Raw genomic sequence first — 17,865 nt, 5'->3', positions numbered from 1 at the left:
CGATTGCCTCCGTATGTGTTCTTTATACCCCTATTGTATCTTGCGAAGATGAACGGAGAATGAACAGCGTATTACATCGCACTTCTTTTTATCACATTTAAAAAGTATATGACTTCCTATTTTTCTATTACTATGTGAAAATTATAATTATGAGGGAGGGATTTTTTATGATTCGTTTCGACGAAGTATCAAAGAGTTATGATATGTCTCGCTTAGCCGTGGATTCAGTAAGTTTAGAAATTAAGCGAGGGGAGTTTCTCGTGGTAGTCGGACCGAGTGGTTGTGGGAAGACGACAACGCTTAAGATGATTAACCGACTGATCCCACTGACAAAAGGAACGATTTGGCTTGATCGTAAGCGGATCAGTGATTATCCGATCCATGAGCTTCGTTGGCAAATCGGGTATGTATTGCAGCAAATCGCACTGTTTCCACATATGACGATTGAGGAAAATATTGCAGTTGTCCCCGAACTGGTCGGTTGGAAAAAGAAAGACATCCGCGCACGCGTAACGGAATTACTTGAAATGGTCGGATTGGATCCCGAAGTATACCGCAAGCGTAAACCCCATGAATTATCAGGTGGCCAGCAACAAAGAATCGGTGTCGTGCGCGCACTCGCTGCAGACCCAGACATTCTATTAATGGATGAGCCATTCAGTGCACTAGACCCAATCAGTCGCTCAAAATTGCAAGATGATTTGTTAGACTTACAAAATCGGATCCAAAAAACGATTGTATTTGTCACACATGATTTACAGGAAGCATTTAAACTAGGTGATCGTGTCTGTATTATGAATCAGGGTAAGATTGAGCAAATTGCAACACCACAAGAGATCCTCACGAAACCTGCTTCACCATTCGTGCGCGAGTTTACCGCATCAGCTGTAGCACGCACATTTTCTATTGCGGATCATATAGAAGAAATTCCGACAGATCTGTCACTAGCTTTTGCCATCCCTATTGATACCGAATGGGAACCGCTCTTGCAATTCTTAGCTTCTGAAGATCAAGTAGCGATTAAACAAGATGAACAAATCGTTGGAATGGTTACCCGAAAAGGTATTCTACAATTTCTAGCAGAGCAGTCGCTGAAAGGAGGAACATCTAATGAATAACTTTTTAGATGTTTTCCAAAACAGACATGGTCAATTACTGGAAGCACTGATCGAACATATACAGATTTCATTAATTTCCTTATTAATTGCAGTGCTAATCGCAGTCCCACTAGGTATCTATTTGACAAATCGGCGGAAAATAGCGGAATCTGTCATTGGAGTCAGTGCCGTACTGCAGACGGTTCCTTCTCTTGCACTACTCGGCCTATTAATTCCCTTATTCGGTATTGGAAAAATACCCGCTATTATTGCGCTAGTAGTCTATGCATTGTTACCCATTTTACGCAATACATACACAGGCATTAAAGAAGTTGATCCTTCCCTGCGAGAAGCAGCCACTGCAATGGGAATGAATACACGAAAGCGGCTGATGAAAGTTGAATTACCACTTGCCATGCCGATTATTATGGCAGGTATTCGCACATCGATGGTACTGATCGTCGGCACTGCAACATTAGCTGCTTTGATTGGCGCGGGTGGTCTAGGTGATTTGATTTTACTTGGGATTGATCGTAATAATCCATCATTAATCGTACTAGGTGCTATACCTGCAGCGTTACTTGCATTATTCTTCGATTATTTGTTAAAGCTATTCGAAGGTCTTTCATTCAGGAAAGCTATTACCGCATTTACCCTATTCATGATTGCGGCTGTTTTGATGATTGCTGCACCATTCATAGGAGGTAACTCCAAAAATGAAATAGTCATCGGAGCCAAGCTTGGGGCAGAACCTGAGATCCTCATCAATATGTATAAATCATTAATTGAAGACCAAACCGACCTTTCCGTCGAATTAAAACCTGGACTCGGTAAAACTTCATTCGTCTTCAACGCGCTGAAATCAGGAAGTATCGATTTGTATCCCGAGTTTACAGGTACCGCTATATCCGAGTTCTTAAAGGATGAAGCTGTTAGTAACGACCGCGACGAAGTGTATGAGCAAGCACGAAAAGGACTCGACGAACAATTTGACATGGCGTTCCTGACACCGATGTCCTTCAACAATACGTACACACTCGCTGTCTCCAAAGCGTTCCAAGAAGAGTACGGACTGAAAACGATATCTGATCTGGCCGCAGTCGAGAAAGCTGTGAAGGCAGGTTTCACTCTCGAATTTAATGACCGTGAAGATGGATACCTAGGCATTCAGAAGCTTTATGGTATCACGTTCCCTTCTATCCAAACGATGGAGCCGAAGCTACGCTATCAGGCAATTGAAGCGGGTGAAATCAATTTAATGGATGCTTATTCGACAGATAGCGAGCTACGCGAATACGAATTGACAGTTCTCGAAGACGACAAAGAACTATTCCCTCCATATCAAGGCGCGCCATTGCTTCGTCAAGAAACACTGGAGAAGTATCCAGAGCTTGAGGAAGCATTAAATAGTCTTGCCGGAATCGTGACAGATGATGAAATGCGTGAAATGAATTATCAAGTGAACGCAGAAGGTGCCAAAGCGAAAAAAGTGGCAGAGGCATTTTTGAAAGAAAAAGGTTTATTGGAGTAGTAGTGCAGACGGCGTGACTGACTACTGTATGCATTGAGCGGTTAGACGGCTAGTAATGATCGCTTATGGAGCGAAGTAGAGCGGTTGTATGCGCTGATAGAGCGCTCAGACACGATCTTAGAGCGATTGAACGGACACGATGATCGCTTTATACGAATTAATGAGCGAAACTGTACAGCGCTCTCCCACTCACTAGGATATACCATATAAAAAACAATCACCGGTAGATACACTCTACAGGTGACTGTTTTGATTTGATTTAATTAATCCATCCAAGGAACTTCAATCATTGTACGGCCGATCCACTCACGCAAGACTTCATTTGTTGGTCCCATAATAGCACCAGCACGCCCGTCGCGCACAAACTTTTCTACCTGACCTGTCATATAACCACGGCCACCAGATACTTGCAACGCCGAGTTGGTAACATCAATTACCATATCTGCCGCATGTGTCTTTAGCTGCCATAATGGATACAAACACTCCGACAATTCTTTACCTTCTTTAGTGCAACGATCCATCGCTTCCGCTGTGCGATACAACATACTGCGTGCGCTATCTACTTTGATCTGTGCCTTCGCTAACTCATGACGAATGACTTGGTAGTCCGTTACAGATGATCCTGTATCTGCGTGTACTCTGCGTTTAGCGCCATTTGTCGCCATATTCAGAGCACCTTGAGCAATACCTACCCAGCAAGCTGCTGAACCTAGTAAAAATAGAGGATCGATCGTGTTGTCGTTGAAATAGCCCATGCCACCTTCGCCACCGATACGATTTTCAAGAGCTACTTGCACATTTTTAAAGTTCATTGGCCCACTTGCGTTTCCACGTAGTCCCATTGCATCGAACGGGAATGCTTCAACACCTCGCTGATCATTTTCGACCAATAAGAACATCAAGTTATCCGGGTCATCTGTTTCAGGTGACGTTGTGGCGACTAAATAAAAGTCTGCCTCTCCACCACTTGTAACGAATGACTTTTCCGCGTCCAATAAATACCCATTCGTATTTCGGATCGCTTTACTACCGATATTCCAGAAGTGACCTCCCGTTGCTCGTTCACTAAATGCTAGACCACCAATTTGTCCGTCACGCAAGCGTGGCAGTAAACGTTGACGCTGTTCTTCTGTCCCTGCTTCATAGATCGTATGCGCTGTTGTCATATGCATAACCCAGCACATCGTCGTAGACGGGCAGTAATGTGCAAAGCTTTCGGAAAGTACTGCAAATGCTGTGAATCCGTCTTTCAGACCACCCGCTTCAACCGGGATGGTTACAGCCGAATAACCAGACTTCGCAACTTCACGTAAACTTTCACGTGGGTAACTTCTCTGTTGATCAGAAATAAGTGCACGCGGCAGCAGTTCTTTCTCGCCTAACGCATGTGCAGCTTTTTGTAATTCTTCATGCCCTTCTGGACAAGTCCACCATTCGGGAATTTGCATAATTCCTTCTTGTTGTTTTTGTTTTTCCATAATAGCACTTTTTACCAAAATTACCACTCCATTTTATCATTTACCTACCTTTTCATTAGCTAGCAAGCAGGCTGTTCTCTATTAACTTTATCACGTTTTATTAAATAGTAAAGATTAAATCATAAAGTAAATGTTATTTATCATTTTTATTTATAATAAAATCCCTAATAAATTCATTTAACTCACTATGAAAAGTCATAACTTGTTCTTAAAAATCACATACATGAAACAGCAAAATTCCTTAGATACGTAAGCTTCAGCAATAACTTTTATTCTTTTGCATCAGCTTGACTAATTACTACCTTTTTATCTAAGCATTATTTATTCAATACGAATATGAACATTTCTATTAAAACTTATAAAAATACTGAATTATGTCAGACAGTAACGTAAAATGCTATAATAAACTACATAGAGAAGGAGGCGTATGCGATGAAAAAATGGATGAGTATTACGATTTTAAGCTGCCTATTATTTCTCACTGCATGTGCAGCAACCGATACAAATAAATTGACGATACCTGAACTTACAGATCGTGAAAATCAAATACTTGAAACAGCTGCCAATACTGCATTGGTCTTTGATTATACTGCTGATCAAAACTATAAAAAGGTAACGCTTTGGGTAGAAAAGTATGAAGAAGGCAAGAAAGTTGCAGAACCTATCAGCGAACTATCTACTCCAATGCCTGGAGAGTCAACGAAAGGGAGCATCGTTTTCACAGTTACACAAACGCTCGAAGAACAACTATTATTCTCCGCAAGCGTAAGTGACGCTAAGGGTGCAGCAAGTGTTAGTAACCAAGAAGAACTGAAAACTTTGAAAGACATGGCGACTTTATTTAATACCAATCCACAAGAAGGTTTACTTCTTTCGGACAACATGTTATTGGCAGGTATTATCTACACTTCTACAACAGAAGGTTCACCGACAAGTGCATTATCTTCCGATTTCTATGAACAAAAAGAAGGTTATTTAGACGAATTAAAAGAATACGACGTGGTCTATGTATTACGGGCTTCATTTGAAAAATAAAAGAACTAGATGGCAAGTACACTACTTGTCGTCTAGTTCTTTATTCGTAGATCAATTCTGCAAATATTCTTTAACTGCCTGCGAAACCGTCTTTCCTTCCGCACGACCAGCAACTTCCTTCATTACAACGCCTATGGTCTGACCCATTGAGGCGTCTTTTGAAATACCTAATGAAGCAATTAGCTCTTTTACTTCTTCCACATTCATCTGTTTCGGCAAATAGGACTCCACAATCGCAATTTTTGCTTTTTCCGCTTCCACGATGTCTTCGCGATTGGCTTTTTGACCTTCTTCGAGTGATTGTTTTGTTTGCTTGAGTTCACGCTGAACGATTTTGATTTCTTCTTCTTTCGTCAGTTCACGCTTTAATTCAAGTGATTCATTCTGTAGACCTGCACGCAATAAATTGATGACACCTTTTTTCATTGTGTCTTTTTCTTTCATCGCTGTCTTTATATCGGCCATTAAACGTTCTTTTAATTCTGACATGGAAATCCCTCGTTTCTATAGTGTTATATACAGTATACAAAAAGATTATGTGTTCAGTCTTGTATTTTCACTCCATCCTGCATATCGAGCCCTATTCTGGATTCATTTTTACTTTCCACTTTACAACTCCTATATGTCTAGTAATGATCTCACAAAACGTATACGTCTCCCTTAATTGACGAAACTTCCGGACTAGTTTACACTTTTTAGTAAGTAACTCCTTCATATAGCATAAGGCCAGAAACCTTATCTGTTGGAGGAGTTTTTCGACATGTATATAAAAAGGAGTTCATTATATGAAAAAAAGTGTAGTACTGGCGGAGAAACCTTCTGTAGCGCGGGATATTGCCCGTGTGCTGAATTGCAATAAAAAAGGTAACGGCTATTTAGAAGGCGATAAATATATCGTGACGTGGGCACTCGGACACTTAGTAACGCTCGCTGATCCTGAAAATTACGATACGAAATTCAAGACGTGGAAATTGGATGATCTGCCGATGATGCCTGAGGATTTGAAACTAACGGTCATCAAACAAACGAACAGACAATACAATGCCGTAAAAGCGCAACTTCTTCGTACGGACGTTTCAGATATCATTATCGGTACTGATGCGGGACGTGAAGGCGAGTTAGTTGCTCGTTGGATCATTGAAAAAGCAAAGGTGAAGAAGCCGATCAAGCGTCTGTGGATTTCATCCGTAACGGACAAAGCAATTAAAGATGGTTTTGCCCAGTTAAAGCCAGGTAAAGCGTATGAAAATTTATTCGAGGCAGCCGTCGCACGTTCTGAAGCCGATTGGTATATCGGTCTTAATGCTACGCGAGCACTGACAACCAAATTTAACGCACAACTTAACTGCGGACGCGTGCAGACGCCTGTCGTCGCAATCATTGCACAACGCGAAGAAGAAATTAACACCTTCCGTCCCAAAACATTTTATGGCGTCGAAGCACAGTCTGACACTAAACTGAAACTGACTTGGCAAGATGCCAAAACCGGCGATACACGTTCATTTGATCGAGACAAACTATCCGCAATCGTCAAAAAAGTCGATGGAAAACCAGCGATCATTGAAAGTGTCGAGAAGAAAGCGAAAAAAACTTTCTCACCAGGCCTTTACGATTTGACTGAATTGCAACGTGATGCCAATAAAATGTTTGGCTACTCAGCAAAAGATACACTCAACATTATGCAAAAGTTATATGAACAACATAAAATACTCACCTATCCACGCACCGACTCTCGTTTCCTTTCAAATGATCTCGTTGCCACACTCCCCGAGCGCTTGAAAACAGTCGGTATAGGCGAATATCGCTCTCTTGCGAATAAAATATTGAAGAAACCAATTAAAACGAGTAAATCTTTCGTTGACGACAGCAAAGTATCCGATCATCACGCAATCATTCCGACAGAAGAAATCGTATTTCTTGATAAATTGTCCGATCGCGAGCGGAAAATCTATGATCTAGTCGTCAAGCGATTCTTAGCTGTTTTGTTCCCAGCACATGAATACGAACAATTAACAGTTCATGCAAGAATAGCAGATGAAAGATTCACAGCACGTGGTAAAACCATTTTGACTGCTGGTTGGAAAGAAGTATATAACAACCAATTTGACGAAGAAGAAGCTGAACAAGACACAAAAGAACAATTATTACCTAAGCTCGTAGCAGGTGATCGGCTCGACATCAAACTCATCAAAGAAACATCTGGGCAAACAAAGCCCCCAGCTCGTTTCAATGAAGCGACACTACTATCCGCTATGGAAAACCCAACGAAGTATATGGGTTTACAGGATAAGAAACTCGCAGACACTTTGAAGTCCACCGGCGGACTCGGGACCGTCGCAACACGTGCTGATATTATCGACAAACTCTTCAACTCCTTCTTGATCGAAAAACGCGGCAAAGACATCCATGTTACGAACAAAGGAAAACAGTTGCTCGAATTAGTACCAGACGAATTGAAATCCCCTTTGCTAACAGCTGAGTGGGAACTGAAATTAGAGAAAATCGCCAAAGGACAGTTAAAAAAAGAAGCGTTCATTAATGAAATGAAGCGCTATACGAAAGAAATTGTGTCAGAGATTAAAGCGAGTGATGCAAAGTTTAAACATGATAATATTTCAACAAAAACATGTCCAGACTGCGGGAAGCCGATGCTTGAAGTAAACGGCAAACATGGCAAGATGCTCGTTTGTCAGGATCGTGAATGTGGTCACCGTAAAAACGTCTCCCGCGTCACAAACGCACGTTGTCCGCAGTGTAAGAAGAAGATGGAGCTACGCGGTGAAGGTGAAGGACAAATCTTTACGTGTAAGTGTGGTTATCGCGAAAAGCTCTCTACATTTAAGGCACGTCGCGAGAAAAATTCAAAAGGTAAAGTCAACAAGCGTGATGTACAGAAATATTTGAAAAAGAATAATGATGATGAACCTATTAACAATCCATTTGCAGATGCGTTGAAAGGTTTGAAATTGGACGACTGATTAATAAACTGGAGCCTCAATCCCCAATACAACACCACTTCATGCTCTACAGTATTTGAACCTACAATCACTAAAAAAGCTGTTCCACGAAAAATTCGTGGAACAGCTTTTGTTTTTTATTAGTACGCTCTCGCAAACCAAACTGTATGTTTCGACTCATTTCCACAGTTAATACAAGTGGATTTCTCCGTCGGTGGGTTGAATGGAATATTTCGTGTCGTAAACTTCGTTTCGTCTTTGACATGTTCTTCACATGCGTCATCGCCACACCAGCCCGCAAGGATCCAACCTGGAGTTACTTCGTTAGTTGCGCTATCTTCAATATGCTTCTTTAACTCATCTAACGTATCAATATTCGTATGGGAATTTTCATCACGGAACGTGCGAGCATTTTCAAGCAAACGCTTTTGCATCGTCTGTAGTTCTTGTTCAATGCTAGCAACGGCTTCATTCAACTCGACTGCTACTTTCTCACCGCCGTCACGCGCTTTCATCAATGCTTGATTGTTGTCAAGATCACGTGGTCCAAGTTCTAGACGTACCGGAACACCTTTTAATTCATACTCGTTAAACTTGAATCCTGGAGACTGATCCGAATCATCTAAACGGACACGAATGCCTTTAGATTTCAATTCAGCGTAGATTTCATCCAACTTTTCCATAATGGCCGGGTTCTTCTTCCAAGGGCCTACTGGGATTAGCACGACTTGTGTCGGTGCAACACGCGGAGGCAATACAAGACCTTGCTCGTCGCCATGCACCATAATGACGGAACCGATTAAACGTGTAGACGTTCCCCAAGATGTTGTATGCACGAACTGGTGCTTATTTTCCTTAGTTAAATATTTAATATCGAATGCTTCCGCAAACTTTGTCCCAAGATAATGTGAAGTTCCAGCTTGTACCGCTTTACCGTCTTTCATCATCGCTTCAATCGAGAATGTATCCACTGCACCCGCAAAGCGCTCAGAAGGTGTTTTCTGACCGTCGTATACAGGAATTGCGAGTAAATCTTCTACAACATCTTTGTAGATTTCTAACATCTGCATCGTTTCATGGCGTGCTTCTTCTTCGTCTACGTGTGCAGTATGTCCTTCTTGCCATAAGAATTCTGATGTTCGAATGAATGGTAGCGTCTTTTTCTCCCAGCGGAACACGTTTGCCCACTGGTTGATCAGTACCGGAAGATCGCGATAGCTCTTGATCCAGTCAGCATACAGATGTCCTATCATCGTTTCAGACGTCGGACGTAGCGCCAAACGCTCTTCCAATTTCTCTCCTGCTGCCTCCGTTACCCATGGCAATTCTGGAGAAAATCCTTCGATATGATCTTTTTCTTTTTCGAAAAATGACTCTGGAATTAGCATTGGGAAATAAGCATTACGGTGACCTGTTTCTTTAAAACGACGATTCATTTCATCCTGAATATGCTCCCAGATTTCGTAGCCGTCTGGTTTAAACGCGATACATCCACGCACTGGTGTATAATCCATCAAATCTGCTTTCTGAATTGTATCGATATACCACTTTGTAAAATCATTTTGCTGATTGCTCATTACTTCATTTCCTCCTTAGTAAAAACCGCACTCTTGTTATTCCATACTGCTAATCATATAACAAATCAAGCATTCCTACAATTGAATGTCGTCACTATGCCTGTCTGTCTTCATAAACGCCATAAAAAAACTGTCCTCAATTAAGAGGACAGCGTTCGATTAAACTAATTTCTCTTCTGCAAAGACATATTGCGGTTCGCTTTCAGTCTTCACTGTTTCCTCACCGAAGCGACCTTCCCACTTCGACATAACTACCGTTGCAAGTGCGTTTCCGACTACGTTCACTACCGTACGGGCCATATCCAGCAAACGGTCGATACCGGCGATGAACGCCAAGCCTTCAAGCGGAATACCTACTGTTCCAAGTGTCGCAAGTAATACGACGAATGAAACGCCAGGTACGCCTGCAATTCCCTTGGACGTAATCATCAGCACTAACACCAGTGTGATTTGTTCCGTAATACTCAACTGAATTCCATACATTTGCGCAATGAACATGGCTGCCAATGCTTGGTACAGTGTAGATCCATCTAAGTTAAATGAATAACCAGTCGGTACCACGAAAGATACGATGTCTTTTGGACTTCCGAACTTCTCCATTTTCTCCATCACTTTTGGTAACACCGTTTCCGAACTGGACGTAGAAAACGCTAAAATTAATTCGTCTTTCAGGATTTTCATGAAGTGGAAGATATTCACGCCGACCATCTTCGCGATTCCACCTAACACGACGATGATGAAGAAGATCATCGTTGCATATACAAGAACCATTAATTTACCCATCGGGATGAGTGATTCCAAACCAAATTTAGACACGGTTACACCAATTAACGCAAATACACCAAACGGTGCAAATTTCATAATCATATTCGTTACCCAGAACATCGCATCTGCGACTCCTTGGAAAACTTCCAGTACCGGTTTGCCGCGCTCACCGATTGCGGCTACACCTAAACCGAATAGTACAGAGAAGAAAATGATGGGCAACATATCACCATTCGCCATCGAGTCTACAATATTACTTGGTACGATGCCGACTAGCACATCCATGAAGCCGCCATTTTGCACTTCTTCTGTTGTTGCTACATATTGCGAGATATCACCTTTTTCTAGAGAAGACATATCAATGCCTTCACCCGGCTTGAAGATATTAGCAGACATAAGTCCCACAATAATCGCAATCGTTGTTACCACTTCAAAATATAAAAGCGTTTTACCGCCAAGCTTTCCTAATTTCTTTATATCACCTGTACCTGCTACTCCGATTACGAGCGTCGAAATAATAATAGGCACTACAATCATTTTAATCATATTGATGAACATCGTGCCGATTGGCTGAAAGTATCTCTCTACATTAGGATTACCATAGAAGATTGCACCGACTGCAATACCTAAAACCAATCCAATCAATATTTGGTAAGCCAAAGACAATTTAAATATCTTTTTCATCGATAATCCCCCTTAGACGTTCTCTGAAAACGCTTTCTTTCAGTAACTTAATCATATCTTACGGGGGGCCTACAAAATTCTACAGCATCCTACAAAACTATTTTCGTTCTTCTACTGTCTCCATATACAACACATGTAGAAACTTCTTACTGTTCACTTTGATAGGCTTACTATCGAAATGTTCTTCCTGAATCTGTTTCATTCTCATACTAATTTCTTGGAAATCAAAGAAGCGCGGTGCATAGTATTCAAATTCATCGATGGTATAATCCACTGCGCCAAGTGATGCCAAGTGTTCCATTGCCGTTAGAATAGATCGACGGATTCTTTGCTCCATCGCCTTGCTTTCTTTAGAAATATTTCGTTCTTGTACACCTAGTTTCGTTAGCGCGGCTTCATACAAACCCTTTAAAGGCGGTAGTTGAACGGCTCGTTGCTCAATCAAGACTTCCATGATCGCTACGATGTCGCGACTTGCACTATCACTAAATATCCCCATATCATGTAGCTTCTTCAGAACAATATCCTTCACCGATTGGTGTACTTTAGGCTGTTCAACAGAACCGAATTGTGCCAGTGATTCTCGAATCGTCAATAACGAGCTTTTTAGACGTAACTGTTCCGCTGTACGACGTACTATGCTCTGTACCTCTATTTGATTGATCGGCTTATGTATGAAAAACTCGACACCGACTTGATAGGCTTCGCCAACCATCTCTTTGTTAACTACTTGGCTCAGCATAATGAATTGTCCGCAGTAGCCTTGCGATTTTAACTGTTGAATCGTTTCGATCCCATCGAGTTCAGGCATCAATAAATCGATCAATACGACATCTGGTGCCAAGGATAGTATTTGAGGAATAGCTTTCACTCCACTATCCGCCTCACCAATCACAATCCCTTCTTGGTCTGCTAAAATATTTTTTAGCATCACACGGCTTGCTTTGTCATCATCTACAATAAAATATCTCATGCTTCTATCTCCTTCATAATGGATTCCATAGGGATTTCCACTATCACATTCAGCCCTTGATCCAGACGCTCTACAACAATTGTCCCTAGCATCGCATCGATAATTGCGCAGACATGCGATAACCCGATACCTGTTGCTGCTGTTCCTTGATCCGTAAATTTCGTCGTATATCCTGGTTCAAATATTATGTCTTCGTGTTCAAAAGGAATCCCTTTTCCTGTATCACATACACTAAAACGCACCCACTCTCCATCTTTTTCGACCGTAATGAGTACATGACCTTTTTCTTCAATGGCTTCTACCGCATTCGCCGTCAAATTGTTCAACACGGCCAGCAAAGGTACATGCTGGCCTGTTTGGAAGTCCTCATCAATGACTGTTTCCACTGTACATTCTTTACCAATCATTTCACTGTACTTTTCATTCGCAGTGACGACCATGCCAAGTAAATCAGATAGATAAAATGCCTCTATCTGTTGCCGTGTTGTCCACTTTGACAGCCCAGCTAAAATTCGTTCGGAATCTTTTTTCACTTCGTGGATTTCCTGTGCGATGTGCAACGCCTGGGTGCTCAGTTCCCGTTGATTCTCTTTTTTGAGCTTGCGGTACAAGTCATGACTTGACGCAGTAATTTGTTCTATGTGGTTCATAGATTTTTGCAAATACAACGCTTCCGCATATAGCTCTGAACCTACCTCAAGCATTTCCTCTACACGCTGTTTCTCTTTTGATAATGCCACCGAACTATATAACCCCACCGTAAAGAAACTGCGTAATAACGCGACCCCGACTAGGATCCCCCACTCTTTACCGTTGAGCAGAGAACCATGTTGCCACCAATTACGCAGTGCATGCTCAGACGTGTTGCTCATTACTTCAAATAAGAAAGCCAATGCACCCAGTCGAAACGGTAAAGACTTATACTTTTCAAGACCTACAAAATGCCAGCCGACCGCCACGATAAAGTAAAATAAAAAGACCGGTACATGCATCTGTAAACTCTCAAGCAAAGCAGCGCCAAGCCACAGCTCTTTCATTACACGAAATGCTACCACGGTAATTGATGTGACAAATCCTGTGCGTAAAATGGAGACCGGTGGATAAATAAGAATCAGTAAAAAGAACAATATACCGCCCAACGCAAAACGAAACATTTCTCCGTCAAACGGCATCACTTTCAGCTCACCGGTAAGAGCTGTCAAAATTGCAATAAATACCATTCTTGCCGACTCCGATTGATACAAATGGCGCCATATTAATTTTGCATTCATAATTTCGCTCCTAATAAAATTAGTAATCGTACACGTATTATAGCAACCTGAAAACTAATGTACAGTTTTGGAAATGAATAGGACGGGTACAGTAAGAAGGTATATTTATTATATTTATATATCGAAAGGATGAAAATAAAATGAAAGTTTTAGTTGTAGGTGCAAACGGTCAGATCGGAAAACAGTTAGTATCATTGATTCAAGATAGCGACACACTTGAAGCGAAGGCAATGATCCGTAAGCAAGAACAAGCGGAACATTTCAAGAAAATTGGGGCTGAAACCGTACTTGTAGATCTTGAAGGCGAAGTAGACGATATCGTCAAAGCAGCAAACGGTGTAGATGCTATCGTCTTCACAGCCGGCTCCGGCCCCAAAACAGGTCCAGATAAAACTATGCTGATTGACCTCGATGGTGCGATCAAAACTATACAAGCAGCGGAGAGAGCTGACGTTAAACGCTTCATCATGATTAGCTCGTACGACACGACACGCAAAGCAATCCAGGAAGCGTCGGAATCATTTGCTCCGTACGTTGTAGCAAAACACTACGCAGATGAATGGTTACGTTCTACTGATCTAGACTATACGATGATTCATCCAGGTGCTTTAACAAACGACAAAGGAACAGGCAAAGTAAAAGCCGCGAATACTGTCGAACCAAACGAAGTACCACGAGATGATATCGCAGAAGTCATTTTCGCTTGTTTGGAAAACGACTCAACAATTGGCAAAGAGTTTCAAGTAATTGGTGGCTCTACACCGATTAAAGAAGCGATCGATGCGCTATAAAGGCAAAGCAATAGAATCAACAATTTAGATAGTAACTATAATCACGGAATAAAAATAAACTAAAGACCAACTCCCCATGAGTTGGTCTTTAGTTTACAAATCATTTTAATTACTACTCCTCTTCCATTTACACGGAGCAGCAAACTCAATTTTTTATACTTGCAGGAAAATAGCGGTTTTTCAGCAAAGTGGATATGACCTCCAGTATGATCGCCAATACTAGAATCATATATGTAATCATTCCTACTTCACGCAAATCGAAGTAGAAGCTCGAAGCCATAAACAGCTCGAAACCGATCCCCCCGGCTCCGGCTGCCGCTCCCATTGCAACTGCTACCGCAAAGTTAATTTCAAACCGCAGAAAAGTCCAGGACATAAGATATGTAAATGTCGAAGGAAGTATGGCATGTACTACAATGTGCCACCAACCCGCGCCCGTAGCCCTTAACGCCTCGATAATTCCTTTGTCCACTTCCTCAAACGCTTCAGAAAATGCTTTTACTAAATACGCAATAGAATGAAACAGCATGCCTAGCACTGCAGCTTCACTCCCTAATCCAGCCGCAATAGCAAAGATCAAAACCCATAAAACCGTTGGGACTGCACGGATAAAGGCCAAGAAGATGCGAACTATTTTGGTGATCCATTCATTGGTCAAATTAGTCGCTGCAGATAGCGCTAGAAAAAACGAAAGAACGGCTCCTAAAATTGTAGATAAAAAGGCGAGTCCAAGCGTAATACCCACTTGATGGAAGGCTTCTCCCCAACCGAAATGACTGAGGGCAGGTTCTAAAAACATAACCCGTAAATTATAGGCTGTTTCCTTTATAGCTCGTTGAATGTCGAGCCCTGTATAGTCAAAGAACAGGAAAGCTAAGACAGTCAGTACGGTTAGAATGAGGATGGTTAACTGCATGATTAGCTGTACTTCATTGCCCGACTTTATGCTAATACGACCATCACTCCGTCGCTTCATATGTGTTGTCGCTTGCATTAGAGAATCACCTTCCGTACATGGTTTGAAAGTAGTTCAATGAGGATGACAGCTACGACGATACTTACAGTAACTAACGCCACCCCGTGATAGTTGAGTGTTTTATAATACAAGTCAAATGTGTAGCCGATCCCTGTTCCTGTCAAGATTCCTACTAACGTAGCATTGCGTATATTTGTTTCAATCATAAACAGTATCCAACTAATCATTTGCGGTAAACACTCGGGAATGACTGCTTTCATTATAATTTGGATATATGTTGCACCTGTTGCTTGTAACGCTTCTACCGCACTTTGGCTGGACTCGTCAATGACCTCAATGAAAGCCCGAGTTAGAAAACCGACCGAACCAACGAATAAAGCGAGATACCCTGTTAAAGAGTTCTGCCCGAACGATAGTAGTAAAATTAATGCCCAGGCTACCACGGGAATATTTCTTGATAGCGATGCTATAAACCTCGCCAAGATGCCAAGTAACTTGCTCGTCCCCACCGATTTTGAGCCCATCACTCCCAAGAAAAGTGAAAGAATAGTAGCTGTTGTAGTTGCCGCAATAGACATGAGGATCGTTTCAACTAATTTGTCTAGAATGGTTGGCATACGTTCAAGTGATTCCTCAGTGACTACCAAGTTGGAAAATATCCATATAAAAGCTTCAGGTAACGTCGCGAGTCCATGTAAAATATTAAAGTCGGTGAGCACGGATGACAGATACGTTACTAACGCAAGAAGAAGGACCACTACTATCATCTGTTGGTTTTTCTTGTATCGCATTCTATTTTCATTCACAATAGTTAGCTCCTCATACCGTTGCTAGTTCTCTTACTACTGGCACGGGCTTTGTCTTGGTACCATAAATGACATCCGTACGTTCCATAGTCAAGCGATGACTCACATCATCAAAGACCACTTGACCTTGCCTGAGCCCTAAAATACGATCTGAATAATCACGTGCCACCTCCACTTGATGCAGATTCACGATGCATGTAATCCCAAGTTCCATCGTGATGGACTTCAAATGATCCATGATGATTTTGGAGGCATTCGGATCAAGAGAAGCAATAGGTTCATCGCATAAAACAATTTTAGGTTCTTGGATCAACGCACGTGCAATTCCCACTCGCTGTTGCTGTCCACCACTTAGTTGATCACAGCGCTTATAGGCATGTTCAACAATCCCCAGTTTTTCCAATAAGAAAAACGCTTGCTCTTTTTCTTCCTCAGTAAATCTGCCCATAACTCCCTGCAATGTCGTTTTGTAACCAAATCGACCATGCAGAACATTTTCAATGACAGATAATCTTGGCACCAAATTATAATGCTGAAAAACCATACCAATATCCGTTCGTAACTTTCGTAATTCCTTTTTGTTCAACGTTCCTACATCTGCTCCATCAAAGATTACCGCACCTTCATCAATATCAACCATTCGATTGATGCATCGAAGTAAGGTAGACTTTCCCGCGCCTGAAGGACCAATGATCGAAATAAATTCACCAGCATCCACTTCAAAGTTTACATTTTGCAAGACTTTATTTTGATTGTTATATGATTTCCCAAGTTGTTGTACTGTTAATAAAGACATATCTTCTCGCTCCTCTTTTATTCGAATATATATACAATCAAAGCGTACGAAACTATGCACGCTCTGATTGAACTCACCTATTCATTAAAAAGATTTCGGACCGGGGTAAACCAAGCGTCTTCAACTGGCACAAAACGCTCTTCTTCCGTTTTAAAGAATAAGCCTGCTGCATTAGAATCTTTTGGTACGAAAATTTCTTCGTTATCGGCAAACTCATCTGATGTGAATAGTGTTTGTAATTTTTCAAAGTCTTCTTGACCAAGAACATTCGTATTCGCAACAAATGGAGCGTTAAGTACAGGCGTTACTTCCATCAGAGTGAATTCCTTGCCTGCTACACGATTAAATGGTTCCGCTGCATCTTTTTTCACTTTATATACTGATCCCACTTCATTCTCTTCGCCTTCTACTATGTCTACATAGGATTCAACACACGTATCACAAAAAGCCGCCACGTCTGTACTGCCATTCAATACATTCACTGCTGAACCTTGATGGGAATTACCGAATAAGACTTGTGAAAATAGAGGGCCACCCTCCATTAGATCTTCGGCATTCAATTCTCCATATTTCTTGTTGTTAGCAAAATGATCGATTATCGTGGAGGAAGGAATGACAAATCCTGAAGTGGAGCTATTTGAAACAAATGAAATGCTTTTCTTCGCTACTGTATCTAAGGAGAATTCACCGTTTACTTTAAAGGTTTCTTGATCCTCTACGTCAACTGCAAGCCAACTATAATATAAGGCGTCGTCTAATGTACCAGAAGGGCCAGTGGAAACTACTAACGGCTTATTTGCTTCATTTCCTTTATTAGCTTGGACATACCCTTGCGCACCCATGTAGGCGAGATCCGCGTTATCATTCACCATAGTTTCAATTGCGATTGCATAATCAGTCGTCAACTTGTGCTCTACCGATTTTCCGGTTGTTTCCTCGATGGCTTTTCCAATTTCATCTCGTGAAGTTTTCATATCATTTCCTGATTCATTGGGATACCAGACAATACTGATGACGTCATCCACTTCTGTTTTTTCCGCTCCCGCTTGGCCACTTGAACACGCAGACAGTAGTAAAGTGGCTGACGCAAGTATTGCGAAGACCGAATTCAATTTCTTCATCAAGTTC

The 17,865-nt window shown here is 41.6% G+C and carries 15 protein-coding genes; 5 read left to right on the top strand and 10 right to left on the bottom strand.

The window, feature by feature from the left end; all coding sequences use genetic code 11:
- Window positions 1-167: 167 nt before the first annotated feature.
- Both SporoP17a_RS10705 and SporoP17a_RS10700 read left to right on the top strand, forming a co-directional pair.
- Complete coding sequence (locus SporoP17a_RS10705) at window positions 168-1,118, top strand: ABC transporter ATP-binding protein (protein ID WP_083034625.1); 951 nt, start codon at window positions 168-170, stop codon at window positions 1,116-1,118.
- On the top strand, window positions 1,111-2,628 hold the full coding sequence (locus SporoP17a_RS10700) for an ABC transporter permease/substrate-binding protein (protein ID WP_083034624.1): 1,518 nt from the start codon (window positions 1,111-1,113) through the stop codon (window positions 2,626-2,628). Before SporoP17a_RS10705 ends, SporoP17a_RS10700 begins: the two co-directional genes overlap by 8 nt.
- A 263-nt stretch (window positions 2,629-2,891) precedes the next feature.
- Here the strand turns inward: SporoP17a_RS10700 and SporoP17a_RS10695 are convergent, their stop codons facing one another.
- Window positions 2,892-4,133 (bottom strand): acyl-CoA dehydrogenase family protein, encoded by a 1,242-nt coding sequence (locus SporoP17a_RS10695; RefSeq protein ID WP_420542182.1) that lies wholly within the window; start codon window positions 4,131-4,133, stop codon window positions 2,892-2,894.
- 405 nt (window positions 4,134-4,538) lie between these two features.
- Here SporoP17a_RS10695 and SporoP17a_RS10690 point away from each other — a divergent pair, with 405 nt between their 5' ends.
- Complete coding sequence (locus SporoP17a_RS10690) at window positions 4,539-5,141, top strand: hypothetical protein (protein WP_083034623.1); 603 nt, start codon at window positions 4,539-4,541, stop codon at window positions 5,139-5,141.
- Between the two features lie 51 nt (window positions 5,142-5,192).
- Here SporoP17a_RS10690 and SporoP17a_RS10685 read toward each other — a convergent pair whose 3' ends face one another.
- Window positions 5,193-5,630: a GatB/YqeY domain-containing protein gene (locus tag SporoP17a_RS10685; protein ID WP_083034622.1), complete on the bottom strand. Its 438-nt coding sequence runs from the start codon at window positions 5,628-5,630 to the stop codon at window positions 5,193-5,195.
- Between the two features lie 296 nt (window positions 5,631-5,926).
- Between SporoP17a_RS10685 and SporoP17a_RS10680 the strand changes: the two genes are divergently transcribed.
- The gene (locus tag SporoP17a_RS10680) at window positions 5,927-8,119 is read left to right on the top strand and encodes a DNA topoisomerase III (protein ID WP_083034621.1); all 2,193 of its coding nucleotides are present in this window, start codon (window positions 5,927-5,929) and stop codon (window positions 8,117-8,119) included.
- Between the two features lie 119 nt (window positions 8,120-8,238).
- On the opposite strand, the gene proS is transcribed toward SporoP17a_RS10680, so the two are convergent.
- The 4 genes from proS to SporoP17a_RS10660 all read right to left on the bottom strand — a co-directional run bounded on the left by proS (window position 8,239) and on the right by SporoP17a_RS10660 (window position 13,368).
- Window positions 8,239-9,675 (bottom strand): proline--tRNA ligase, encoded by a 1,437-nt coding sequence (gene proS, locus SporoP17a_RS10675; protein ID WP_083034620.1) that lies wholly within the window; start codon window positions 9,673-9,675, stop codon window positions 8,239-8,241.
- Between the two features lie 159 nt (window positions 9,676-9,834).
- Window positions 9,835-11,124, bottom strand: a complete 1,290-nt coding sequence (locus SporoP17a_RS10670) for a cation:dicarboxylate symporter family transporter (protein ID WP_083034619.1) — start codon at window positions 11,122-11,124, stop codon at window positions 9,835-9,837.
- A gap of 97 nt (window positions 11,125-11,221) precedes the next feature.
- Window positions 11,222-12,097: a response regulator gene (locus SporoP17a_RS10665; RefSeq protein ID WP_083034618.1), complete on the bottom strand. Its 876-nt coding sequence runs from the start codon at window positions 12,095-12,097 to the stop codon at window positions 11,222-11,224.
- Entirely contained in the window at window positions 12,094-13,368 is a 1,275-nt protein-coding gene (locus SporoP17a_RS10660) for a sensor histidine kinase (protein WP_083034617.1), read from the bottom strand. Before SporoP17a_RS10660 ends, SporoP17a_RS10665 begins: the two co-directional genes overlap by 4 nt.
- Before the next feature lie 140 nt (window positions 13,369-13,508).
- Here SporoP17a_RS10660 and SporoP17a_RS10655 point away from each other — a divergent pair, with 140 nt between their 5' ends.
- The gene (locus tag SporoP17a_RS10655) at window positions 13,509-14,159 is read left to right on the top strand and encodes an SDR family oxidoreductase (protein WP_083034616.1); all 651 of its coding nucleotides are present in this window, start codon (window positions 13,509-13,511) and stop codon (window positions 14,157-14,159) included.
- 145 nt (window positions 14,160-14,304) lie between these two features.
- Here SporoP17a_RS10655 and SporoP17a_RS10650 read toward each other — a convergent pair whose 3' ends face one another.
- From SporoP17a_RS10650 to SporoP17a_RS10635, 4 genes are all read right to left on the bottom strand, one after another.
- Entirely contained in the window at window positions 14,305-15,153 is an 849-nt protein-coding gene (locus tag SporoP17a_RS10650) for an ABC transporter permease subunit (RefSeq protein WP_083034615.1), read from the bottom strand.
- Window positions 15,153-15,941, bottom strand: a complete 789-nt coding sequence (gene phnE, locus SporoP17a_RS10645; RefSeq protein ID WP_083034614.1) for a phosphonate ABC transporter, permease protein PhnE — start codon at window positions 15,939-15,941, stop codon at window positions 15,153-15,155. The genes SporoP17a_RS10650 and phnE overlap by 1 nt, the downstream gene beginning before the upstream one ends.
- Window positions 15,942-15,954: 13 nt before the next feature.
- On the bottom strand, window positions 15,955-16,737 hold the full coding sequence (gene phnC, locus SporoP17a_RS10640; RefSeq protein WP_083034613.1) for a phosphonate ABC transporter ATP-binding protein: 783 nt from the start codon (window positions 16,735-16,737) through the stop codon (window positions 15,955-15,957).
- A gap of 77 nt (window positions 16,738-16,814) precedes the next feature.
- Window positions 16,815-17,858 carry a PhnD/SsuA/transferrin family substrate-binding protein gene (locus SporoP17a_RS10635; RefSeq protein WP_083034612.1) on the bottom strand — a complete coding sequence of 348 codons (1,044 nt, stop codon included), beginning with the start codon at window positions 17,856-17,858 and terminating at the stop codon, window positions 16,815-16,817.
- Between the last annotated feature and the right edge of the window lie 7 nt (window positions 17,859-17,865).

Source organism: Sporosarcina ureae (assembly GCF_002082015.1).
Classification (GTDB): Bacteria; Bacillota; Bacilli; order Bacillales_A; family Planococcaceae; genus Sporosarcina; species Sporosarcina ureae_A.
The sequence above is the reverse complement of the archived record's forward strand: the minus strand, read 5'-3'. Positions and strand labels throughout refer to the sequence as shown.

What these genes read in the sequence shown, in the direction of transcription:
- SporoP17a_RS10705 (WP_083034625.1), top strand. Translation starts at nt 168, where the DNA reads ATGATTCGTTTCGACGAAGTATCAAAGAGTTATGATATGTCTCGCTTA.
- SporoP17a_RS10700 (WP_083034624.1), top strand. Translation starts at nt 1,111, where the DNA reads ATGAATAACTTTTTAGATGTTTTCCAAAACAGACATGGTCAATTACTG.
- SporoP17a_RS10690 (WP_083034623.1), top strand. Translation starts at nt 4,539, where the DNA reads ATGAAAAAATGGATGAGTATTACGATTTTAAGCTGCCTATTATTTCTC.
- SporoP17a_RS10685 (WP_083034622.1), bottom strand. Translation starts at nt 5,630, where the DNA reads ATGTCAGAATTAAAAGAACGTTTAATGGCCGATATAAAGACAGCGATG.
- SporoP17a_RS10680 (WP_083034621.1), top strand. Translation starts at nt 5,927, where the DNA reads ATGAAAAAAAGTGTAGTACTGGCGGAGAAACCTTCTGTAGCGCGGGAT.
- proS (WP_083034620.1), bottom strand. Translation starts at nt 9,675, where the DNA reads ATGAGCAATCAGCAAAATGATTTTACAAAGTGGTATATCGATACAATT.
- SporoP17a_RS10670 (WP_083034619.1), bottom strand. Translation starts at nt 11,124, where the DNA reads ATGAAAAAGATATTTAAATTGTCTTTGGCTTACCAAATATTGATTGGA.
- SporoP17a_RS10665 (WP_083034618.1), bottom strand. Translation starts at nt 12,097, where the DNA reads ATGAGATATTTTATTGTAGATGATGACAAAGCAAGCCGTGTGATGCTA.
- SporoP17a_RS10660 (WP_083034617.1), bottom strand. Translation starts at nt 13,368, where the DNA reads ATGAATGCAAAATTAATATGGCGCCATTTGTATCAATCGGAGTCGGCA.
- SporoP17a_RS10655 (WP_083034616.1), top strand. Translation starts at nt 13,509, where the DNA reads ATGAAAGTTTTAGTTGTAGGTGCAAACGGTCAGATCGGAAAACAGTTA.
- SporoP17a_RS10650 (WP_083034615.1), bottom strand. Translation starts at nt 15,153, where the DNA reads ATGCAAGCGACAACACATATGAAGCGACGGAGTGATGGTCGTATTAGC.
- phnC (WP_083034613.1), bottom strand. Translation starts at nt 16,737, where the DNA reads ATGTCTTTATTAACAGTACAACAACTTGGGAAATCATATAACAATCAA.
- SporoP17a_RS10635 (WP_083034612.1), bottom strand. Translation starts at nt 17,858, where the DNA reads ATGAAGAAATTGAATTCGGTCTTCGCAATACTTGCGTCAGCCACTTTA.